The organism is Dactylosporangium thailandense, from assembly GCF_059739745.1.
Window position 1 is genome coordinate 9,684,063 of sequence record NZ_AP029195.1, and the last position, 21,497, is coordinate 9,705,559.

Consider the following 21,497-nt stretch of genomic DNA (forward strand, 5'->3'; position numbering starts at 1 on the left):
CCTAATTTTTCACCCGGTCGGGGGGACGCTTGACCGGTCCACCCGACGCGCGTTTCGTGATCCACTGCCCCAGCTTGTCGCGGACAGCACGTAGCCGCACGGTTATTGCGAGTAACCGCGCGGCGTGAACGTGAAAGAACTCAGATCCGGTAACTCAGATCCGGAAGCCGCGGTGGAGCGCCACCACGCCGCCGGTGAGGTTGCGCCAGGCGACCTTGCGCCAGCCGTTGTCGGCGATCTTCGCGGACAGCCCCGCCTGATCGGGCCACGCCTTGATCGACTCGGCCAGGTAGACGTAGGCGTCCGGGTTGGACGAGACCCGCTTGGCGATCGGCGGGATCGCGCCCACCAGGTAGCCCTGGTAGACGGCCCGGAACGGCCGCCACGTCGGGGTCGAGAACTCGCAGATCACCAGGCGCCCGCCCGGCTTGGTCACGCGGGCCATCTCGGCCAGCGCGGCGTCGGTGTCCGCGATGTTGCGCAGCGCGAAGGAGATCGTGACCGCGTCGAACGTCTGGTCGGCGAACGGCAGGTGCAGCGCGTCGGCGGCCAGCAGCGGCACCTCGGGGCGCTTGGCCTGCCCGGCCTGCAGCATGCCGACCGAGATGTCGGCGCCCACCGCGTAGGCGCCCGAGCGGCTCAGCTCCAGCGTCGAGACCCCGGTGCCGGCGCCGAGGTCGAGCACCTTCTCGCCCGGCTTGAGCCCCAGCGCCAGCCGGGTCTCCTTGCGCCACATGCGGTCGCGGCCGCCCGAGAGGACCGTGTTGGTCAGGTCGTAACGGCGGGCCACGCCGTCGAACATCGCCGCAACCTCGTGCGGCTCCTTGTCCAGGCTGGCGCGCGTCATGAGTTCACCGGAGTCAGAGGAAGGCTGCGGCCCGTGCCGCCGCCGGGGATGGCGATGGAGGAGAAGTGCGACTGGACCCGCTCGTCGGTCGGGTCGTCCGCCTCGGTCCAGTGGACCTGCAGGTGGCGGTACTGCGTGTCCCGCTGCGCCGGGATGCGATCGGCCCCGCGGATCATCTGCACGAGCTCGGTCAGCCGCGAGCGGTGCCGGGCGCCGGCCGAGGAGATCACGTTCTCCTCCAGCATGATCGAGCCCAGGTCGTCGACGCCCAGGTGCAGCGACAACTGGCCGACGTCCTTGCCGGTGGTCAGCCACGACGACTGCAGGTGCGGGATGTTGTCCATGAACAGCCGGGCGACCGCGACGAGCCGCAGGTATTCCATGCTCGTGGCCTGCGTGCGCCCCTTGAGGTGGTTGTTCTCCGGCTGGTAGGTCCACGGGATGAAGGAGCGGAACCCGCCCACGGTCCCGGCGAGGTCGGCCTCGACGGAGTAGCCGTTGGCGACCGCCTTGTCCTGCACCTCGCGGATCAGCCGCAGGTGCTCGATGCGCTCGGCGTTGGTCTCGCCGGTGCCCATCATCATGGTCGCGGTCGAGGACACGCCGAGGCGGTGCGCGACGGTCATGACCTCCAGCCAGCGGGCGCCGGACTCCTTGAGCGGCGCGATCGCCTTGCGGGGCCGCTCGGGCAGCATCTCCGCGCCGGCACCGGCGATGGAGGCCAGGCCCGCCGCCTTGATGCGCAGGATCGCCTCCTCGATCGTGGTGCTCGAGACCTTGGCCATGTGCAGCACCTCGGACGGGCCGATCGAGTGCACGACCAGGCCGGGGAAGGCCTCGTGGACGGCGGAGAAGAGCTCCTCGTAGTACTCGACGCCGTAGTCGGGGTGGTGCCCGCCCTGCAGCATCACCTGCGTCGCGCCGAGCTCGACCGCCTCCGCGCAGCGGCGCAGGATCTCCTCGGTGCTGTGCGTCCAGCCCTCGGCGTGCTTCGGCGCCCGGAAGAAGGCGCAGAACTTGCAGGCCGTGACGCACACGTTCGTGTAGTTGATGTTGCGGTCGATGATGTAGGTGACGATGTTGTCCGGGTAGCGGCGGCGGCGCACGGTGTCGGCGGCCTCGCCCAGCGCGTGGAAGGGCGCCTCCGTGTAGAGCAGGAGCGCCTCGTCCGGGCCGATCCGCCCGCCGTCGGCGGCACGCTGCAGAATCTCGCTGATCACCGGAGCAGTCACACCCAGAGCGTACCCAGCTCGCCCGGCCGGTCGAGCAGGCGTGCCTAGGATCATAGGAGTGACTGATATGCGCTACCGGCGCCTCGGGCGCTCCGGGCTCACCGTCTCCGTGGTCGGCATCGGCTGCAACCAGTTCGGCCGGATCGACGCCGCGAGCAGCGCGGAGGTCGTCGGGGCGGCCCTCGACCACGGCGTCACCCTGTTCGACACCGCCGACATCTACGGCGCCATGCCCGGCGCGTCCGAGGAGGCGCTCGGCGCGGCCCTCGGCAAGCACCGCGACGAGGTGGTCGTGGCCACCAAGTTCGGCATGGACGCCCGCGGGCTGCACGGGCCGGACTGGGGCGCCCGCGGCGGCCGCCGCTACATCGTGCGCGCCGCCGAGGCCTCGCTGCGCCGGCTCGGCACCGACTACATCGACCTCTACCAGCTGCACCAGCCGGACCCGGCCACCCCGATCGAGGAGACCCTGGCCGCGCTGGACGACCTGGTCCGCTCGGGCAAGGTCCGCTACATCGGGCACTCGAACTTCTCCGGCTGGCAGACCGCCGACGCGGCCTGGGTCGCCGAGACCGGGCGCCTGACCCCGTTCGTGAGCGCCCAGAACCGGTACTCGCTGCTCGACCGCTCGGTCGAGGCCGAGCTCGTGCCGGCCCTGGAGCGCTTCGGGCTCGGCCTGCTGCCGTTCTTCCCGCTCGAGATGGGCCTGCTCACGGGCAAGTACCGGCGCGGCGACGCCCCGCCGGCGGGCACCCGCCTGGCCCGCGAAGGCATGGAGCGCGTGCTCGCCGAGGCGCCCTGGGACCGCATCGAGCGGCTGGCCGCGTTCGGCGCCGAGCGCGGGCTGGACCCGCTGACCGTCGCGATCGGCGGGCTCGCCGCCAAGCCGACCGTGACCAGCGTCATCGCCGGGGCGACCCGGGCCGAGCAGGTCGCGGCGAACGCCGCCGCGGCGGACTGGCAGCCCACCGCGGACGACATGGCCGAGCTAGCGCAGATCTAGCTTCCCGACGACCTCGGTCGGAGCGGGGGGGTCGCGAGCCCTTGCGCTCCCTGCTCAGGCCGAACTTCGGGGTCAGGCCCTTGACGTAGAACCGGCCGCTGCCCGTGGTCGCCTCGCCGACCTGCCGGAACCCTGAGTCGATCATCCAGAGCTGATACGACTCGTCCGGGCCGGGCGGCGTGAGGCCGGACAGCAGGGCGACGCCGGCGTCGTGGGACGGCGAGATGATCATCGTGATCCTCCCGCCCTCGACGTCCTGGGTGACCGCGTGCGCGTCGGCCGCCGCGAGCACCGCGTCGACCTGCGAGGTCTGGTTGATGAAGTGCTGCCGGGTGAGGGCCCACGTCCCGGTGCCCACGCCGGCGGCGAACAGCACGGCGGCCGCGGCGATCCAGGGCCGCCAGCGGCCGGGCTCCGCGCGCCGCCCCGCCGGCTGCTTCGAACGCTCCTGGGGCGTGTGCGCGACCCGCGCCAGCACCGAGTCCCGCAGTCGCGGCGGCGGCGCCTCGGCGACCGGCTCCGCCAGCCGGGCCGCGGTCTCACGCAGCTCGGCGACCTCGACCGCACAGGTCGGGCAGTCGCGCAGGTGCCGCTCGAACGCGACCCGCTCGAGATCGTCGACGGCGTCGAGGGCGTATGCGCCGACGAGCGAGTGAATGTCCACGGCGGTCATGCGAGCCTCACCCCCAGGCAGTCGCGCATGCGGATGAGTCCGTCGCGCATTCGGGTCTTGATCGTCGGCAGGGCCGTACCCAGGAGATCCGCGACCTCCCGATAGCTGTTCCCGCCGTAGTAGGCCAGCGTGATCGCCTCGCGCTGCAGCTCCGTCAGCGCGCCGAGGCACCGGCGCACCTGCTGCTGCTCGATGCGGGCGGTCGCGGCCTCGACCACGTCGTCGTAGGGCGTCTCGGCGCTGGCCGCGGCGGCCCGCCGGACCCGCTCGACCCCGGCCTGCTCGGAGCGCACCCGGTCCACGGCCCGGCGGTGCGCGATGGTGAAGACCCAGGCGGTGGCCGAGCCGCGACCGGGGTCGTAGCGGGCGGCGGTGCGCCAGACCTCGACCATCACCTCCTGAGCGACCTCCTCGGACTGGGCCGGGTCCCGCAGCACCCGGCGGATCAGGCCGAAGACCCGCGCGGACACCAGGTCGTAGAGCTCGGCGAAGGCCCGCTCGTCGCCGCGGGCCACCCGGGCCAGCAGCTCGTTGGCGTCCGGCCCGCGAACGAATTGCTGGCCGTGCGGCGCGGGCACCGCGACGAGCCGCTGCGTGGGCAGCTCCTGTTCCGGTCTCATGCCGCTCATTCGGGGCGGCGGTCGACGCGGATGGGTGTGACTCCCGTCATACGTCGAAGTCGACCACGACCCGGTCGGTGATCGGCATCGCCTGACAGGTCAGGACATATCCGGCGGCGAGCTCGTCGGGCTCCAGCGCGAAGTTGCGCGCCATCTCGACCCGGCCCTCGATCACCTTCGCGCGGCAGGTCGAGCAGACGCCGCCCTTGCACGCGTAGGGCAGCTCGGGCCGCGCCCGCAGCGCCGCGTCGAGGACCCGCTCGTCGTGCGCCATCGTGAACGTCGTCGCGCGCCCGTCGAGCACGATGCCGACCTCCGCGCGCTCCGCGGTGTCCTCGGGGGCCGCGGCGGGGCGAGCCGCCGGGGGTGCGTCGTCCACGTGAAAGAGCTCAGTGTGTACCGCCGAATCATCGACGTCCCGCGTGGACAGCGCGACCTTCGCGTCCAGCACCATGCCGTGCGGCCCGCAGAGGAACCACTCGTCGACCGTCCCGGCCGGCAGCAGCGCGTCGAGGACGGCGCCGATGCGCGCCTCGTCGAGCCGGCCGGACAGCAGCGGCGACTCCTGCGCCTCCCGGGACAGCACGTGCACCACGTGCAGCCGCTCCCGATACCGGTCCTTGAGGTCGGCCAGCTCCTCGGCGAACATCACCGTGCCGGCCGCCCGGTTGCCGTAGACCACGGTGACCCGGCTGTCCGGCTCGGTCTCCAGCGCCGTCGCGGCCAGCGAGAGCACCGGGGTGATGCCGGAGCCGGCCGCGATCGCCGCGTAGTGCCGGGCCCGGGCCGGGTCGAACGCGGTCGTGAAGTGCCCGAGCGGGGGCAGCACGTCGACCTCGTCGCCGGGGGCGAGCCCGGACAGCGCGTAGGTCGAGAACGCCCCGCCGACGACCCGCTTGATGCCGACCCGCAGCTCGCCCTCGTCGCGCAGGCGGGAGGGGGTGGAGCAGATGGAGTACGACCGGCGGATCTCCTCCCCCGACTCGGCGTGCCGCCGGACGGTGAGGTGCTGGCCGGCCCGGAACGCGAACAGCTCCCGCAGCGCGACCGGCACCGCGAAGGTGACGGCCACGGCGTCGTCGGTCAGCCGCTCGACGTCGAGCACGGCGAGGCGGTGGAACATGGGCCGCCGCTTCACCGGCCGCCGGATCTCGGAAACGGTCATCGGCTCAGATCGCCTTCACGCGCTCGAACGGTTCGCGGCAGGCCCGGCAGCGCCAGAGCGCCTTGCAGGCCGTGGCGCCGAAGCGGGACAGCTCCTCGGTCTCGGGCGACCCGCAGCGGGGGCAGCGCACGGTCAGCGTCAGGCGCGTTCTCGTCGGGCTGGGCGGCGCGATCCCGGCCGCGGCCAGCTTCTCGAGGCCCGCGGGCGTGATCCAGTCCGTGGTCCACGGCTCGGTCAGCGTGGTGTCGACCCGCACGTCGCCGTACCCGTCGGCGTGCAGGGCCGCGGTGATGTCGGCGCGGATCGCGTCCATCGCGGGGCAGCCGGAGTACGTCGGCGTGATCGTGACCGTCACGCGCCCGTCCCGCTCGGCGACGTCGCGCAGGATGCCGAGCTCCTCGATGGTGACGACGGGCAGCTCCGGGTCGCGCACCGCGGCCACCGTCGAGCGCGCGCTCACCAGGTCGCCCCGGGGTGTGCGCGGTGCAGGACCTGCATCTCGGCGAGCAGTTTGGACAGAGCCTCCGTGTGTACTCCACGCCGCCCGCCCGAGGGCGCCCAGCCGTCGGCCGGCCGGCTCAGCGTCGCCTCCCGCAGCACCTCGGTGATCTCGGCCACCCAGGCATCCCGCAGGCTCGCCGCCTCGCCCTCGAACAGCTCGTGCGTGTAGGGCCACAGCGCGTCGACGGCGGACTGCATGCGCCGGTGCGACTCCTCCGTGCCGTCGCCGAGGCGCACGGTCCAGAGGGCGGCGTGCTCGGCGTGGTAGGCGGACTCCTTGCGCGCCTTGGCCCCGATCTCGGCCAGCCGCTCGTCCTCTCCGGCGGCCAGGCGCTCGTAGCGCAGGCGCTGGTACACCGCCAGGAACAGCAGCTTGCCGATGGTCACCGCGAAGTCGCCGTTGTCCAGCTCGACCAGCAGCGCGTTGCGGAACTCGCGGTCCTCGCGCAGGAACGCCAGGTCGTCCTCGGTCCGGTTCCGGAACTCGCCGGCGTAGGTGAGCAGGAGCCGGGCCGCGCCGAGCTGGTCGAGGGCGATGTTGGCCAGCGCGATGTCCTCCTCCATCTCGGGCGCGCGCGAGCACCACTCGGCGAGGCGCTGGGCCGCGACGAGCGCGTCGTCGCCGAGTTCGAGGGCGATGTCCGGGCTGGTCATGGGTCTGGTCATGGGGCTGGTCATGGGGCTGGTCATATGTGTTCCGCACCCTCGGGGACGGCGTAGAAGGTCGGATGGCGGTACACCTTGTCGGCCGCCGGCTCGAAGAACGCGTCCTTCTCGTCGGGGCTGCTCGCGGTGATGGCCGTCGCCGGCACCACCCAGATCGACACCCCCTCCTGGCGGCGGGTGTAGACGTCGCGGGCGTTGCGCAGGGCCATCTCGGCGTCGGGCGCGTGCAGGGAGCCGACGTGCGCGTGCGACAGCCCGCGGCGCGGCCGGACGAACACTTCCCAGAGCGGCTCAGACACCGACGGCCCTCTTCTCGGCGTGCTTTCTCGCGGCCTCACGGACCCACGCACCCTCTTCGTAGGCGCGCCGGCGGTGGTCCATCCGCTGACGGTTGCAGGGACCCTCGCCCTTGATGACGCGCATCAGCTCGTCGTAGTCGGGCTGGGTGTAGTCGTACCTGTTCTCCTGCTCGTTCCACCGCAGGTCGGGGTCGGGCAGGCGCAGGCCCAGGATCTCGGCCTGCTGGACGCACATGTCCACGAACCGCTGCCGGAGCTCGTCGTTGGAGAAGCGCTTGATCTTCCAGGCCATCGAGCGCTCGGAGTGCGTGGAGTCGCCGTCGGGCGGGCCGAACATGGCCAGCGACGGATACCACCACCGGTCGACGGCGTCCTGCGCCATGGCCTTCTGCGCCTCGGTGCCGTGCGAGAGCGTGTGCAGGATCTCGTACCCCTGCCGCTGGTGGAACGACTCCTCCTTGCAGATGCGGATCATGGCGCGCGCGTAGGGCCCGTAGGAGCAGCGGCACAGCGGGACCTGGTTCACGATCGCGGCCCCGTCCACGAGCCAGCCGATCGCCCCGATGTCGGCCCAGGTCAGCGTGGGGTAGTTGAAGATCGAGCTGTACTTCTGGCGCCCCTCGACCAGCATCTCGACCAGCTCCTCGCGGGACACGCCGAGGGTCTCGGCGGCCGCGTAGAGATACAGCCCGTGCCCGGCCTCGTCCTGCACCTTGGCCAGCAGGATCGCCTTGCGCTTGAGCGTGGGCGCGCGCGAGATCCAGTTGCCCTCGGGCTGCATGCCGATGATCTCGGAGTGGGCGTGCTGGGCGATCTGCCGGATCAGCGTCTTGCGGTACGCCTCCGGCATCCAGTCCCGCGGCTCGATCTTCTGGTCGGCCGCCACGATCGCGTCGAAGTACTCCTGCAGGTCGCCGTCCTTGACCAGGACCCGCTCGTTCGTCAGCTCGCGCTCGGCGCTGTCGACCTCGTCGTCGTACACCCCTTCAGTGTTACAGCTTCCGACACGAGCGGCAAGAAGGTGTCACATCGCATCGAGCCAACTACCAGGGACTTTTGAGCGCGTCCGGGCTGCGGGTGATTCGGGTGAACGACAGGATGGGTGGGCAATAGCTCACGCCGGGTGAACGTTCCGTTCGCTTACGTCGTGTTAACACCGGGAACACCTGTTCATGACCGGCGGTCGATGGAATTCGATCTCACGCACCGCCAGGGAGGGACCACCGACTCATGCGCAAGCGTGTCGGACTGACCGCATTCGTACTGTTCGCGGCGGCGCTGCTGGTCGGCGTGCCCTTCGTGTGGGGCAGCGACCTGCTCGGCGCCACCGCCGACTACGCGGCACCGGCGGCCCCGGCCGTCGAGAGCCCGGCGGCCAGCGAGGCACCCACGCGCAAGGCGGCCCCGGCCCCGCCGACCGCCCCGGCGCTCCCGCCCGCCCTGCTGCACCCGGCGACCGTCGCCGTCGACGCGACCGGCTTCTGGTCGTGGACCGTGCTGGACCGCCGCACGGGCGCGATGGCCGGCTCGGACAACGCGAACTCCGCGCAGCGCACCGCCTCGATGATCAAGGCCTGGCTCGCGTCGGACTACCTGCGCCGCAACCCCAACCCGAGCAAGTCGAACCTGTCCGAGCTCAGCGAGATGATCCGCAACAGCGACAACGACGCGGCCTCGTACTTCTGGGGACTCGACGGCAAGAACGCCAGCATCACGCGGCTGATTCAGACCTGCGGGCTGACGGACTCGAAGGCGTACATCGACTGGGCCTCGACCCTCGTGTCGGCGCGCGATGCCGCTCGGATGGGCGCGTGCATCGGCGACGGGCGCGCGGCCGGCCCGAAGTGGACGGACTGGCTGCTCAACGAGATGCGCAATGTCGCGAAGGACCAGAAGTTCGGGATCACGCCGGCGCTGCCCGCTTCGGAGCAGGCGGGGACGGCGGTGAAGAACGGGTGGATCGCGCGCAGCGACGGGAAGTGGCACGTGAACTGCCTGGCCATCGGGGGCGACTGGGTGCTGAGCGTGCTGACGGTGTACCCGGCCTCGAAGGGGCAGGGCTACGGCGAGAACATCTGCTCCAGCGTGACCAAGCAGTTGCAGGCTTGATGCGGGCGCTCGGCGTTGGCGCGATATGTCGGGCGCTTCGCGCCACGACATATCGGACTTATCGCCTGCCGGGTTATATGTCGGAAAAGTCGTGGTGCGGAGCGCCCGACTCTTCGCAAAGCGCACTTTTCGGGCGCCGTATCCGCCTTCGAACACCGGGCCGCCTGCGCCGGGCCAGCCCCGAAGAACGCCAGGCCGAGGGAGAGCAGCGGGAACTCGCGCCCGCCCGCACCGCGAGTCAGCCCGCGAAGAGAGACGCGGAGCAGCGGAACGGCAGCGTCGGCAACACTCGCCCCGCGAACGCGGGCCGCCGGAGAGCAGCGCCGGCAACACTCGCCGCGCGAACCCGCGGCCGCCAGCGCCGGGTCAGCCCCGAGAAGGGCAGCGCGGCCTCGGTCAGCCCTCGAAGAACGCCGGGCCGCCGGAGAGCAGCGCCGGCACCGCTCGCCGCGCGAACCCGCGGCCGCCCGCGCCGAGTCGGCCCCGAGAAGGGCAGCGCGGCCCCGATCAGCCCTCGAAGAACGCCGGGCCGCCGGACGGCAGCGCCGGCACCGCCCCACGCTCCGCCGCCCGCCGCGCGAACTCGCGCACGCCCGCGACCTGGCGCTCGCCCAGCGAGAAGTCCAGCACGCGGAAGTAGGTCGCCAGCGTCTCGGCCGACAGCGTCTCCCAGCGCGCCGCCGCCGCCGCGACCTCGTCCAGCTCGGTCAGGCACAGCTCCCGAGAGCGGAGGAACGCCTCGTGCACGTCCTTGACCAGGCCCGGGTGCGCCTCGGCGAAGTCCTTGCGCACGGCCCAGGCCGCGAAGACCATCGGCAGCCCGGTCCACTCGCGCCAGGCCTGGCCGAGGTCGGTGACCCGCCAGCCCTGCTGAGGCGCGTCGTGCATGGCGCGCAGGGCCACGTCGCCGATGATCACCGCGGCGTCGGCCTCGTCGAGCATGCGGGCGAGGTCGGGCGGGCTGTTGAAGTACGTGGGGCGGACGCCGACGTGCGACTCGAGGTACATCTGCGCGAGCATCACACCGGTGCGCGAGGTGGCGCCGAGCGCGACCCGGCGGCCGTCCAGCGACTCCAGCGGCACCGTGGACACGAGGTTCACGGACAGGACCGGGCCGTCGCTGCCCACCGCGAGATCGGGCAGCAGGAGCAGGTCGTCGGCGTTTCGGAGGTACTCCACCAGCGAGATCGGCCCGATGTCGAGATCGCCCGCGACCAGCGCCGCATTGAGCCGCTCCGGAGAGTCCTTGAACAGATCGACGTCGATCAGCGCGCCCGATCGCATCAGACCCCAGTAGATAGGAAGGCAGTTCAGGAACTGGATGTGGCCGACGCGGGGCCGCTGCAATGCAGGCACAACGCCCATGTTGCCCCAACGGCCGGGCGGCACACGGGCGGGGCGGCGATTCTCACAGCGGATACCCTCATCTGATGCGACGCCCCCTCGCTGTGCTCGCACTCGTCCTGGTCACCGCGGCCGGGTGCTCGGCCAACGCCACGCCGAAGGCCGCGGGCAGCCACGTCCCCGCCGCCGCCGACACCTCGGAGTCGCCGGTCGCCGAGCCCAGCGCCGCCCCGAGCACGGCGCCGAGCGGGCCGCTGTTCACGCCGACCCAGCCGGTCACCATGAACGTCAAGGGGTTCTGGTCGTGGGCCTACTACGACCACAAGACGGATCAGATGTACGGCTCCACGCCGTACACCACCAGCGACACGGCATCGATGGCCAAGGCCTGGGTCGCCGCGGACTGGCTGCGGCGCCAGGCGGAGTCCAACAAGCAGCCCGGCAGCACCGCGCTGAACGAGCTGAGCCGCATGATCCGCGATTCCGAGACCGAGAACACGTTCAAGTACCACGTGCAGAACGGCAATCTCACGTCGATCAAGCGCATGATCTCGCTCTGCGGCCTGACCGAGACCAAGGGCACCCAGAACTCGTGGAGCCTGACCCAGATGTCGGCCCGCGACGTGGCGCGCCTGGCCAAGTGCATCGGCGACGGGCGCGCGGCCGGCCCGAAGTGGACGGGCTGGCTGCTCAACGAGATGCGCAGCGTGCGCGGGCCGGGGCGGTTCGGGCCGATCGAGGTGCTGCCGGCCGACGTGCAGAAGACCACGGCGATCAAGAACGGCTGGCTGGCCCGCGACGACGGCCAGTGGCACATCGCGTGCATGGCGCTCGGCGACGGGTGGAGCATGGCGGTCATGGCGCACTACCCGAGCTCGCTGGGCAAGGACTACGGCGTCAAGACCTGCCGCGAGGTCACGAAGCAGTTGCTGACCCAGCACTGAGCGGCCGCCCCGTGGCGCCAGGGATTCACGTGAAACGGTCCCTTCAGACGATCAAGAACGTCTGACGTTTTGCTTACCCTGCTTCCGTGCGAGTACGAGGCTATGCGCCCGCGACGCCCTGCTGGTCGGTGCTGACCAGCCCCGACACGGCCGCCGCGGCCGCGTTCTACGCCGGCCTGTTCGGCTGGACGACGAGCGAGGCCGAGGACGGGACCACGCTGCTCCTGCTGCGCGACCTGGTCGTGGCGGGCGTCGCCGCCGGCGATCGGGCGGCCTGGCTGACGTACGTGGCAACCCAGGACACCGACGCGACCGCGCGCGCGGTCCTCGACGCGGGCGGCACCGTGCTCGGGCAGTCGGCCTCGGGCCTCGGCCGCGCGGCCCTGTTCGCCGACCCGGCCGGCGCGGTCTTCGGCGCCTGGCAGAAGGAGCGCTTCGCCGGCGCCCAGGTCCACGACGAGCCGGGCTCGATCTGCTGGAGCGAGGTGGTGACCCGCGACATCGCGGCGACGGCCGCCTTCTACGGCAAGGTCTTCGGCTGGGTCGACCAGCAGGGCACCTCCGCGGGGACGATCCACGAGTACCACGAATGGATCTTGAACAACCGCGTGGTCGGCGGCCTGAGCATCATGGACGCGAACTACCCGCCGGCGACCCCGCACCACTGGCGCACGATCTTCTCGATCGACGACTGCTCCGGCTTCATCGCGCGCGCCGGGGAGCTGGGCGGCCGCGTGCTGGCGGGGCCGGTGGACGCGGGCATCGGCCAGGCCTGCCAGATCCTCGACCCGACCGGCGGCCCGTTCCTGGCCATCGAGGTCATCCCCGAACTCCGCGACCTGATGGGCTGACCCACCGGCAGTCACCGTCGGCGCAGCAGCGCTCGCGTCTCGATCTCGATGGCGAAGGGTCCGTCCGCGGTGAGCGTCTCGCCGTCCTTCGCCACCGCGTGCTCGACGTAGTGGTGGCCGTCGAGCCGGAGCAGCCGCAATGTGATCGAGCCCGTCTGCTCCGGCTCGACGAGCAGATACCACTCGATCCGCGCGGCCGCGTAAAGCTGCATCTCGAGCACGCGATCGGCACCCGCATTGCCCGGCGAGACGACCTCGCCGACCAGGACCACGTCAGCGGCATCGAAGACCGTGGCGTTCTCGACCGGGGTCACCACCAGATCGGGAATGAAGATCCGCCCACTGGCGAGACGAACGTTCACCGCCTCGTAGACCCACAGACCGAGCGCATCGGCAGCCTCATCGATCAGGCCCGCCAGCCGCCGGGAAATGTGCTGATGCCGCGAGGTCGGCGCCGGGCTCACCAGCAGACTCCCATCGAACAGCTCGATTCGATTCGAGGTCTCGCCGAGGGCGAGATACTCGTCTTCGGTCCATGGGCCGACGTGTTCCAGCACGGCCACGCTCATCGGCGACTCACCTCCTGACGGATCCTTCCATAAGGTTGCCACGCCCATCGCCCTGAATCTGCGGAAAACTCGGTGGACAGGCCGAGAAGATCGCGTAGGATGAATGGCCGCTTGACGGCCGCGGTGAGACAGCCACCGCAGCGGACGTCCCCAGGCGCCGGGTGGAGCAAGGCCCCGGATACGCGAGCGAGCCGAACGCGACCTCGAAGAGGATCACCGTGCCCTCACTCGAAACCGAGCTCGCCCAGGAGCGAGCGCACCTCGACGCCTCCCGGCTGGCGCTCAAGCGCATGCGCGAACGCGCCGAGGACCTGTTCGCGACCGGGGATCAGGTCGCGGGAGATCCGTTCGCGGCCGAGACGCTCGGGCGGGCCCTCGCGCGGAGGATCGCCGATCTCGCCGACAACCCCGATACACCGCTGTTCTTCGGGCGGCTCGACATCGACGAGCACCAGTACCACGTCGGCCGGCGGCACGTCACCGACGCCGTCGGGGAGCCGATGGTGCTCGACTGGCGCGCGCCTATAAGCCGCAAGTTCTACCAGGCCAGCGCCGTCGACCCGCAGGACGTCGAGGTGCGGCGGCGTTTCGGGTTCGTCAAGGGCGAGCTCACCAGCTTCGAGGACGAGCACCTGGGCCGGGGCGAGGAGCAGGGGACCAGCCAGATCCTGCTCGACGAGATCGAGCGGCCGCGCGTCGGGCCGATGCGCGACATCGTCGCCACCATCCAGCCGGAGCAGGACGCGCTCGTGCGCGCCGAGCTCGACGAGTCCATCTGCGTGCAGGGCGCGCCCGGCACCGGGAAGACGGCCGTGGGGCTGCACCGTGCCGCGTACCTGCTGTATCTGCACCGCGAGCGCCTCCGCCGCGCCGGCGTGCTCATCGTGGGGCCCAACTCCGCGTTCCTGCAGTACATCGCGAGCGTTCTGCCCACCCTCGGGGAGCTCGAGGTGCGCCAGTCCACGATCGACGGCCTGCTCACCACGCCGGTCCGCGGCACCGATTCCGAGGCCGCCGCCGAGGTCAAGAACCAGGAAAAGATGGCAGCCGTACTGCAGCGGCGCCTGCTGGCCAAGATCGGGCGCCCCGAGGAGTCGCTCACGGTGTCGGACGGCTCGTATCGCTGGCGGATCTCGGCCGACGCGCTCCGGCGGGTCGTCGACGACGTGCGGCGGGAGGCCCCGCCCTACGGCATCGGCCGCGAACGCGTCCGCGCCCGGATCGTGAGCCTGCTCATGCGCCAGTCCGAGGCGCGCCGCGGCGACTCCCCCAGCGAGGGCTGGCAGCGCCGGATGGGCAAGGCCACCCCGGTGACCGACGTGCTCGACGCGGTCTGGCCCGCGGTCACGCCGGAGCAGCTCGTGTTCGAGGTCCTGACCGACCCGAGCGACGACGAGCTGGACGAGGCCGAGCGCGCGGCGCTCGCGTGGGCCAAGCCGCCGAAGACGGCGAAGTCGGCGCGCTGGAGCCTGGCCGACGCGGTGCTCATCGACGAGGCCGCCGGGCTGATCGACCGGGTGGCGAGCTTCGGGCACGTCGTCGTCGACGAGGCGCAGGACCTCTCCCCGATGCAGGCCCGCGTGATCGCGCGGCGCAGCGAGCACGGCTCGATCACGCTGCTCGGCGACCTCGCGCAGGGCACGGCGCCGTGGGCCGCGCGGGACTGGCGGGTGCTGCTGGCGCACCTCGGCAAGCCGGAGGCCCGGGTGGTACCGCTGACCACCGGTTTCCGGGTGCCCGCGGCCGTCATCGCGCTCGCCAACCGCCTGCTGCCCGCGCTCGGGGTGCAGGTGCCCGAGGCGCGCTCGCTGCGGACGGATGGGGCGCTCACGGTCAGTACCGTTGCCGCCGTCGAGGAATCCGTCGTGGACGCCACCCTGGCCGCGCTCGGCCACCTCGGCTCGGTCGGGGTCATCGCCGCCGACGCGACCGTCGACGTGCTGGCCGAGTCGCTGCGCAAGGCCGGCGTGGCGCTCGCCGAGGACGACCCCGAGGCCCGGGTGACGGTACTGCCCGCGACCCTGGCCAAGGGCCTCGAGTACGACCACGTGATCGTGGTCGAGCCGGCCGACATCGTGTCCGCCGAGCCCCGCGGCCTCAACCGGCTCTTCGTGGTGCTGACACGCGCCGTCTCCCGGCTCGATGTGCTGCACTCCCGCCCGCTGCCTACCGCGTTGGAGGGATCCGCCGTCTGATGACACCATCTCGCCATGCGAATTCGGGGTTATGCGCCGGGCACGCCGTGCTGGGCGGAGCTGGTCAGCCCTGACCCGGCCGCGGCCGAACGCTTCTACGGGGAGCTGTTCGGCTGGGCCCGCAACGCCGACGGGCACTTCACGCTGGGCGGGCGGGCCGCGGCCGGCCTGCGCGCGGGGCGCCCGGGCGGCTCGGCGGCCTGGCTGATCTCGATCTCCACGGACGACCCCTCGGGCACCGCGGAGGCCGTCGAGCGCTCCGGCGGGGCCGTGCGCGTCCCGCCGGCCAGCGTGCGTGATCTCGGTACCGCCGCCACCTTCTCCGACCCCGGCGGAGCGCTCTTCGGCACCTGGCTGCGCAGCCGGTTCGGCGGGGCCCAGGTGTCCTTCGAGCCCGGCGCGATCTGCTGGTACGAGCTGGCGGCCCACGACCTCGACCGGACCGGCGCCTTCTACAAGGAGGTGTTCGGCTGGCACACCGTCGAGGCGCCCAGCGACGGCCAGCCGTACTTCGAGCTGCACCACCACAACGACACCGTCGGCGGCCTGCTGCCGATCGACGGCCGCTTCCCGCCCGGCATCCCCGACCACTGGACGGTCTGCTTCATGGTCGAGGACGCGGCCGCCGCATGCGCACGGGCCACCGAGCTCGGCGGCTCGGTGGCCCGTGCGGCTGAACCGGCCTCGGCCGGCCGCTATGCGCGCCTGGCCGACCCGACCGGCGGGCACTTCGCGGTCATCGAGTTCACCGAGGACTGGGCGCTGTAGCGCACAGCTGCTGCTTGCCGATCACGCGGTACGCGCAGTCCGCGTACTCGGCGAGCGTCAGGCTGGCGTCCTTGTTGCGGGCGGTCTGCGCGTCGATGACGCTCGCGGACGGGTAGAAGCCGCCCTTGGACGGCGAGTTCGGGTACATCTCGAACGTGAACGCCCAGACGCCCTGGGTCGCCCAGAGCCAGTCGATGATCGAGCCGTCGGTGATGTACAGGCTGCTGGACTGCTCGGGCGTGTACCCGTTGCTCCGGGCGAACGCGCGGCCCAGGGCCGAGAAGGTCTTCTGCTGGTCCGAGCCGAGCCCCACGGCCGTGGTGTTCATCGTGTACCCGTACGGCCAGAGGATCAGCTCGGAGTACGTGTGGAAATCGATGGCCGCCTTGATCTGCTGCACCCCGCCGACCCGGCGGCTCAGCACGAAGTCGCGCAGCCGCTGGGTCTCGGGAGCGGAGAACGCCTGCGGGCCGTGGTAGGTCTCCGACGACAGCGACGAGCTCGACCCGTTGCAGCAGGCGAACTTGTAGCCCCAGTTGCGGTTGAGGTCGACGCCCTTGTAGCCGCCGCCGACGGGCTGCCGGTTCTTGCGCCAGTTGTGGTACTTGCCGCCGGTGAGGTCGTACTCGCCGCCGTCCGGGTTCATGTCCGGCACGATCCAGATCTCGCGGGTGTCGACGAGCCTGGTGATGCGCGGGTCCTTGCCGTAGCCCTCGGTGAACATCCTCACCAGGTAGAGCGCCATCTCGACGGTGAGGTGCTCCCGGGCGTGCTGGTGGGCGTCGTAGAGGATCTCGGGCTCGTCCTCGTCCTTCGCCACGTTGTCCGAGATCTTGATCAGCGGCAGGTCCCGGCCCTCGTACGACTTGCCGAGGCTGAGCTTCTGCATGATCTTCGGGTACGCCTTGGCCGCCCGGTCGAGCTCGGCCTGCATCTCGGCGTGGTCGTGGTAGCCGGAGTCGGCGGCCGGGAAGCCCTCGGTCTGGGTCCGGCTGACGCTGAACCCGAGCCGCTCGATCTGCCTCGCCTCGTCCGGCGTGGCCGTCACGGTGGCCGTGCCGTTCTCGATGCTGTCGATGCTGGCTCCGGTACCGCCGACACGGTTGCGATCCGCGGCGCTGTCGACACCGCGGACGACGTAGGGTCCGGACTTCTGCTGATATTTCGGACTAGCCGGGCTCGCGTCGGCCGGGTTGACCGCGAAGAGCGTCACCACCCCGACGACTGCGAAGGACACCACCGACACGAACCTGCGACCCATCAAGCCCCCTGGAGTGACTAAGCGCCATCCAAGGCTTAAGTGGTTTTAGTCCGATTTGGTGGCGCTTTCACCCCCATCATCATCCCCGTTGAGGGCGGCACGCAGCCGTTCCTTGTTATCGGCGCGCTTCTGCGCCATGCCGACGGCCTGCACGGAGGCCTCCTCGCGGAGTCCGCGGAGCAGGAAGAACGCGGCCACGGCCGAGACGATCACGGCGATCATGAGCTTGAGGAGCACGCTGACGTCGAGCGGGATGGAGAGCATCACGAGCGCGGCGAGCCCGAAGAGGCCGAGCCGCGCGAGCGTGTACTTCAGAAACGGTGACATGGTGACCCCAGCCTAGCCTCAGGCCCAGACCTTCTGCGGTTCGCTGCGGCGCTCGGCCAGGGGCGTCGGCTTGTCGTACTCGCGCACGACCTCGTATTTCGTGTTGCGCTCGACCGGCTGGAAGCCCGCGTCCCAGATGAGGTGCAGCAGGTCCTCGCGGTGCATGGTGTTCGGCGTGCCGTAGCTGTCCGCGTCGTGCGTGATCTTGTACTCGACCACGGAGCCGTCCAGGTCGTCCACGCCGAAGTTCAGCGACAGCTGGGCGACCGAGAGCCCGTGCATGACCCAGAAGCACTTCACGTGCGGCACGTTGTCGAACATCAGGCGCGACACCGCGAAGGTCTTCAGGCTCTCCGCCGGCGAGGCCATCTTCGTGCGGGCCTGCAGCCGGTTGCGGATCTTGCCGTCGGCGGAGTCGACGAAGTCGTGCTGGTAGCGCAGCGGGATGAACACGCTGAAGCCGCCGGTCTCGTCCTGCAGCTCGCGCAGGCGCATGACGTGGTCGACGCGGTGGCGGGGCTCCTCGATGTGGCCGTACAGCATCGTCGAGGGGGTCCGCAGGCCCTTGCTGTGGGCCAGCCGGTGGATGCGCGACCAGTCCTCCCAGTGCGTCGCGTGATCGACGATGTGCTGGCGGATCTCCCAGTCGAAGATCTCCGCGCCGCCGCCGGTCAGCGACTCCAGGCCGGCGTCGATGAGCTCGTCGAGGATCTCGTCGGCGGGCAGGCCGGAGATCTTCTCGAACCACTGGATCTCGGTCGCCGTGAACGCCTTCAGGTTCACGCCGGGCAGGGCGCTCTTGAGCTCGCGCAGGACCTTCGGGTAGTACTTCCACGGCAGCGTCGGGTGCAGCCCGTTGACGATGTGCAGCTCCGTGAGCTGCTCACCCTCCATCTCCTTGGCCTTCTCGACGGCCTCGTGGATCCGCATGGTGTACGCGTCCTTCTCGCCCGGCTTGCGCTGGAAGGAGCAGTACGCGCAGCTGGCCGAGCACACGTTCGTGAGGTTGAGGTGCCGGTTGACGTTGAACATCACCCGGTCGCCGTTCTTCTCGGTGCGCACCTGGTGCGCGAGCCGGCCGAGCCAGACCAGGTCGTCGGACTCGTAGAGCGCGACACCGTCCTCCCGGCTCAACCGCTCACCGGCGGTGACCTTGGCCTCGAGTTCGCGCTTCAACCCTGCATCCACGGGCGCCAGCCTACTTCGGACCGCTCGTTACCCCTGCATTCACCTCGCGACGACGAAGCTGACATTGATCGCCACTCGACGCATGTCGCTTCGTACGGTAAACAAAAGTGGGCAGGAACACGGTCGGGCGGCAGACCGGCTGATCGATCGGTGACGATCGACCATGTGGCATGGCTAACCGACTGGGGACGGTGGCGATGAGCGGGTTGGTGCTGAGGGCTGCGTATCCGGGCGAGATCCCGGCAACGCCTTCGGTTGAAAAGGCGCGTCCGCCTGCGGTTATGCGGCAACGCACCCGCTTGCGGCCGGGACCGGTGAGGACCGCGGTCGTGGTGTGCGGGATGCTCTGCGCCCTGATCGCGCGCCCCGCCTACGCCGACCCGGGAAGCGACATTCCGGACACCGGCTCGCGGCCGGTCGCCTCCGGCGAGCTCCTCCTGCCGGGCGCCTCCGGCGCGGCCACCCCGCCGCCGGCCACCACGACCACCCAGCGCGGGCCCAAGGCCGCCGAGCTCGCCCAGCTCGAGCTGACCGTCGCCCAGCTCGGGGAGAAACGCAACCGGGCCTCGACCGACCTCGACACCGCGCGCAATACGCTGGCCGACGCCCAGGTCAAGCTCACCGAGGCGGGCAAGCGCGTCGAGGAGCAGCGGCAGCGGGCCGACGACGCCGCGGCCGAGGCGTACAAGCGCGCCCAGCAGCTCGGACCGCTGAACGGCTACGCCAACGACCTGCACCAGTTCGGGCTGATCGCGCCCGGGCTCGGCGGCCAGCCGGGCGGCCAGGGGGCGGCCCGCGACCTGCTGCGCGCCCAGGAGGCCGAGTCGGCCGCGCGCCAGGAGGTCCAGGCGGCCCAGGACGCGATGCAGGCCGCGCAGGGCACCTACACGCCGATCGACACCGAGTTCCAGGCCAAGAACACCGAATACGTCAACCTGCGCGCCCAGAACGACCAGCTCGTGCTCCAGCTCGAGGCCGAGCAGGACGCGGCCGAGCAGGCGCTGAGCCCCAACCTGGCCGACAACCCGAACATCGACGGGATGGTCGCCAACCCGAAGGCCGTCCAGGCGCTGAACTACGCGCTGAGCAAGGTCAACATCGCCTGGTACGTCTGGGGCGACGAGGGCCCCGACACGTTCGACTGCTCCGGTCTCGCCTACTGGGCGTACGGCAAGGTCGGCGTCCGCGTCCCGCGCGTCGCCGCCGACATGTACCACGGCACCCACGCCATCCAGGTGACCAAGAACAGCCTCGGCGACCAGCTGCTCCCCGGCGACCTCGTGTACTTCGCCACCGACAAGAGCGACTGGCGCTCGATCTACCACATGGGCATCTACATCGGCGGCGGCAAGATGGTCAACGCCCCGACGAGCGGCCAGAAGGTCAAGATCGCCGAGGTACGCTGGTCGAAGCTGTACGGCGCGACCCGGATCTTCGACGCGGTCCCCGGCCCCGGCGCGAACCCGACGACCTCCGCACCGCCGACCAACGGTGGCGGCGGCGGGACAACCCCGTCGAACTCGGCCTCGCCGACGCCGTCCAACTCGACGTCGCCGTCGCCGACGCAGAGCACCTCGCCCTCGCCGTCGACCGAGCCGTCTTCGTCGGCGCCGCCCTCGCCCACGGCCAGCCCGTCGGAGAGCCCGTCGGTGAACGAGTCGGAGCCGCCGAAGACGCCGACCAAGCCCTCCGCGGGCGCGGCGTCCTCGCAGCCGGCCACGGCCCAGTCCTCGGCGGCCGGCGCGAGCACGGAGGCCAAGACGTCGGCGAGCGCCTCGGGAAGCTGACCCCTTTCCGGGGGTTGTGATGCGGAACCCTCGCTGAGGGTTGTGATCCAAAACCCGACGGACTCCGATCCAGCGCTGCGTGACTCGATGTGGCACCGTGGACCCGTTGACTGACGGACGGGGAGCCCGTCGGGCACGCAATGATGCCCGTCTCATGGAGGCAGCGATGGACGATCGGGAGACTCGGGACGGTACACGCGGCGAGGCGGCTCGCAGCGGCCCGCCGCCGGGCGACGGCGCCGACCTGCCGCCGTTGCCGCCCCCACCCCCCGTGGGCGCGGAGCTGCCGCCGGAGCCCTCGGACGAGGAACTGCCCGACCAGGCGTACGAGCCGCCGCCGACCCCGGTGGACGGCGCGCTCTGGCCCGGAGCGAACCCGTTCGAGTCGGCGGGTGGCCAGGAGGAGGACGATCCGGAGCTGGCGGCGATGATGGCTGCCTTCGGCGACGCCTCGGACGCGGCCCCTTCCTCTGCGGCGCCGGCCCCTTCAGCGCCGGCCCCTTCGGCGTCGGCCCCTGAGTCGGCCCCGCCCGCGGCGGCTCCGTCCTCGTGGGACCCGTTCGCGCCGTCGTCCGCACCCCCCCGCGCCCTCTTGGGATGCGTTCGCCCCACCGGCTCCGGCGCCCTACTCGGTGCCGACCTCGGAGCCTTTTGCGGGTGGACAGCAGGGAGCCCACGCCGACGAGCCGAGCTCCGCGCCACCGTCTCACGAGCCGCCGCCCTTCGCGTCCTCCTCGGCACCTCCGGCCCACGAGCCGCCGGCTTACGCGCCCTCCTCGGCGCCTCCCGCCTACGAGCCGTCCTCCTCGGCGCCTCCGGCCTACCAGCCTGGCGTCTATGAGCCCGACGCCTACGCGCCCCGCTCCTCGTCGCCGGCCCCCGATCCCGACTCCGAGGTGATCTCGGCCGCGGTCGACGACTCCCCGGCGTTCCAGCTGCCGAGCCTGAACCCGTCCGCCGGCGTGTACGGGCCGCCCCCGACCGACCCGACGCCACCTCCCCCGTCGGCCCCTGAGCCCCACGCAGCGGACGAACCTTCGGACGGCCTGGCGCCCCCGTTCGCCCCGACGCCGCTGGAGGGCTTCGCCCCGGCGGCCGAGGAGTCGGACTCATCGGACATTTCGGGCTCGTCGACCCCGCTGACCCCG

The 21,497-nt window shown here is 71.3% G+C and carries 22 protein-coding genes; 7 read left to right on the forward strand and 15 right to left on the reverse strand.

Annotated elements, in window-relative coordinates; all coding sequences use genetic code 11:
• Positions 1 to 154: 154 nt before the first annotated feature.
• The gene (locus AC6JBM_RS43005) at positions 155 to 847 is read right to left on the reverse strand and encodes a demethylmenaquinone methyltransferase (RefSeq protein WP_350610232.1); all 693 of its coding nucleotides are present in this window, start codon (positions 845 to 847) and stop codon (positions 155 to 157) included.
• Positions 844 to 2,079 (reverse strand): cyclic dehypoxanthinyl futalosine synthase, encoded by a 1,236-nt coding sequence (gene mqnC, locus AC6JBM_RS43010; protein ID WP_497979505.1) that lies wholly within the window; start codon positions 2,077 to 2,079, stop codon positions 844 to 846. The genes AC6JBM_RS43005 and mqnC overlap by 4 nt, the downstream gene beginning before the upstream one ends.
• A gap of 67 nt (positions 2,080 to 2,146) precedes the next feature.
• Here mqnC and AC6JBM_RS43015 point away from each other — a divergent pair, with 67 nt between their 5' ends.
• A complete protein-coding gene (locus AC6JBM_RS43015; RefSeq protein ID WP_497986663.1) occupies positions 2,147 to 3,082 on the forward strand; it encodes an aldo/keto reductase in 936 nt (311 codons plus the stop codon).
• Here AC6JBM_RS43015 and AC6JBM_RS43020 read toward each other — a convergent pair.
• Genes AC6JBM_RS43020 through paaA form a run of 7 tightly spaced genes read right to left on the reverse strand, consistent with a single transcriptional unit; the run spans position 2,982 to position 7,988 of the window.
• A complete protein-coding gene (locus AC6JBM_RS43020) occupies positions 2,982 to 3,755 on the reverse strand; it encodes an anti-sigma factor (RefSeq protein ID WP_497979506.1) in 774 nt (257 codons plus the stop codon). The genes AC6JBM_RS43015 and AC6JBM_RS43020 overlap by 101 nt on opposite strands.
• A complete protein-coding gene (gene sigK / locus AC6JBM_RS43025) occupies positions 3,752 to 4,375 on the reverse strand; it encodes an ECF RNA polymerase sigma factor SigK (RefSeq protein WP_497979507.1) in 624 nt (207 codons plus the stop codon). Before sigK ends, AC6JBM_RS43020 begins: the two co-directional genes overlap by 4 nt.
• 46 nt (positions 4,376 to 4,421) lie before the next feature.
• On the reverse strand, positions 4,422 to 5,540 hold the full coding sequence (gene paaE, locus AC6JBM_RS43030; RefSeq protein WP_497979508.1) for a 1,2-phenylacetyl-CoA epoxidase subunit PaaE: 1,119 nt from the start codon (positions 5,538 to 5,540) through the stop codon (positions 4,422 to 4,424).
• 4 nt (positions 5,541 to 5,544) lie between these two features.
• Positions 5,545 to 6,003 carry a 1,2-phenylacetyl-CoA epoxidase subunit PaaD gene (gene paaD, locus AC6JBM_RS43035; RefSeq protein WP_497986664.1) on the reverse strand — a complete coding sequence of 153 codons (459 nt, stop codon included), beginning with the start codon at positions 6,001 to 6,003 and terminating at the stop codon, positions 5,545 to 5,547.
• The gene (gene paaC / locus AC6JBM_RS43040) at positions 5,997 to 6,707 is read right to left on the reverse strand and encodes a 1,2-phenylacetyl-CoA epoxidase subunit PaaC (RefSeq protein ID WP_497979509.1); all 711 of its coding nucleotides are present in this window, start codon (positions 6,705 to 6,707) and stop codon (positions 5,997 to 5,999) included. Before paaC ends, paaD begins: the two co-directional genes overlap by 7 nt.
• Before the next feature lie 20 nt (positions 6,708 to 6,727).
• Positions 6,728 to 7,045, reverse strand: a complete 318-nt coding sequence (gene paaB, locus AC6JBM_RS43045) for a 1,2-phenylacetyl-CoA epoxidase subunit PaaB (RefSeq protein ID WP_497979510.1) — start codon at positions 7,043 to 7,045, stop codon at positions 6,728 to 6,730.
• Positions 6,999 to 7,988 (reverse strand): 1,2-phenylacetyl-CoA epoxidase subunit PaaA, encoded by a 990-nt coding sequence (gene paaA / locus AC6JBM_RS43050; protein ID WP_350610239.1) that lies wholly within the window; start codon positions 7,986 to 7,988, stop codon positions 6,999 to 7,001. Before paaA ends, paaB begins: the two co-directional genes overlap by 47 nt.
• A gap of 248 nt (positions 7,989 to 8,236) precedes the next feature.
• Here paaA and AC6JBM_RS43055 point away from each other — a divergent pair, with 248 nt between their 5' ends.
• Positions 8,237 to 9,115: a serine hydrolase gene (locus AC6JBM_RS43055; protein WP_497979511.1), complete on the forward strand. Its 879-nt coding sequence runs from the start codon at positions 8,237 to 8,239 to the stop codon at positions 9,113 to 9,115.
• Between the two features lie 507 nt (positions 9,116 to 9,622).
• Here AC6JBM_RS43055 and AC6JBM_RS43060 read toward each other — a convergent pair.
• Positions 9,623 to 10,471, reverse strand: a complete 849-nt coding sequence (locus AC6JBM_RS43060; RefSeq protein WP_497979512.1) for a menaquinone biosynthetic enzyme MqnA/MqnD family protein — start codon at positions 10,469 to 10,471, stop codon at positions 9,623 to 9,625.
• A 74-nt stretch (positions 10,472 to 10,545) separates the two neighbouring features.
• Between AC6JBM_RS43060 and AC6JBM_RS43065 the strand changes: the two genes are divergently transcribed.
• Positions 10,546 to 11,403 carry a hypothetical protein gene (locus AC6JBM_RS43065; protein ID WP_497979513.1) on the forward strand — a complete coding sequence of 286 codons (858 nt, stop codon included), beginning with the start codon at positions 10,546 to 10,548 and terminating at the stop codon, positions 11,401 to 11,403.
• Between the two features lie 86 nt (positions 11,404 to 11,489).
• Complete coding sequence (locus AC6JBM_RS43070; RefSeq protein ID WP_497979514.1) at positions 11,490 to 12,254, forward strand: VOC family protein; 765 nt, start codon at positions 11,490 to 11,492, stop codon at positions 12,252 to 12,254.
• Between the two features lie 11 nt (positions 12,255 to 12,265).
• Here AC6JBM_RS43070 and AC6JBM_RS43075 read toward each other — a convergent pair whose 3' ends face one another.
• Complete coding sequence (locus AC6JBM_RS43075) at positions 12,266 to 12,823, reverse strand: Uma2 family endonuclease (protein ID WP_497979515.1); 558 nt, start codon at positions 12,821 to 12,823, stop codon at positions 12,266 to 12,268.
• Between the two features lie 212 nt (positions 12,824 to 13,035).
• Between AC6JBM_RS43075 and AC6JBM_RS43080 the strand changes: the two genes are divergently transcribed.
• Together AC6JBM_RS43080 and AC6JBM_RS43085 are read left to right on the forward strand one after the other, a co-directional pair.
• A complete protein-coding gene (locus AC6JBM_RS43080; protein ID WP_497986665.1) occupies positions 13,036 to 15,018 on the forward strand; it encodes a HelD family protein in 1,983 nt (660 codons plus the stop codon).
• Between the two features lie 15 nt (positions 15,019 to 15,033).
• Positions 15,034 to 15,786 (forward strand): VOC family protein, encoded by a 753-nt coding sequence (locus AC6JBM_RS43085; protein ID WP_497979516.1) that lies wholly within the window; start codon positions 15,034 to 15,036, stop codon positions 15,784 to 15,786.
• On the opposite strand, the gene AC6JBM_RS43090 is transcribed toward AC6JBM_RS43085, so the two are convergent.
• The 3 genes from AC6JBM_RS43090 to mqnE form a co-directional block, all read right to left on the reverse strand.
• Entirely contained in the window at positions 15,764 to 17,026 is a 1,263-nt protein-coding gene (locus AC6JBM_RS43090) for a M14 family metallopeptidase (protein WP_497979517.1), read from the reverse strand. The two genes, AC6JBM_RS43085 and AC6JBM_RS43090, sit on opposite strands and share 23 nt — an antisense overlap.
• A gap of 66 nt (positions 17,027 to 17,092) precedes the next feature.
• Positions 17,093 to 17,374 carry a DUF4229 domain-containing protein gene (locus AC6JBM_RS43095; RefSeq protein ID WP_497979518.1) on the reverse strand — a complete coding sequence of 94 codons (282 nt, stop codon included), beginning with the start codon at positions 17,372 to 17,374 and terminating at the stop codon, positions 17,093 to 17,095.
• Positions 17,375 to 17,392: 18 nt separating this feature from the next.
• On the reverse strand, positions 17,393 to 18,562 hold the full coding sequence (gene mqnE, locus AC6JBM_RS43100) for an aminofutalosine synthase MqnE (protein WP_497979519.1): 1,170 nt from the start codon (positions 18,560 to 18,562) through the stop codon (positions 17,393 to 17,395).
• Positions 18,563 to 18,876: 314 nt separating this feature from the next.
• Here mqnE and AC6JBM_RS43105 point away from each other — a divergent pair, with 314 nt between their 5' ends.
• Positions 18,877 to 20,349 (forward strand): C40 family peptidase, encoded by a 1,473-nt coding sequence (locus tag AC6JBM_RS43105; protein WP_497979520.1) that lies wholly within the window; start codon positions 18,877 to 18,879, stop codon positions 20,347 to 20,349.
• A gap of 850 nt (positions 20,350 to 21,199) precedes the next feature.
• Here the strand turns inward: AC6JBM_RS43105 and AC6JBM_RS43110 are convergent.
• Positions 21,200 to 21,469, reverse strand: coding sequence for a hypothetical protein (locus AC6JBM_RS43110; RefSeq protein WP_497979521.1), 270 nt, complete (start codon positions 21,467 to 21,469; stop codon positions 21,200 to 21,202).
• Positions 21,470 to 21,497: the final 28 nt, after the last annotated feature.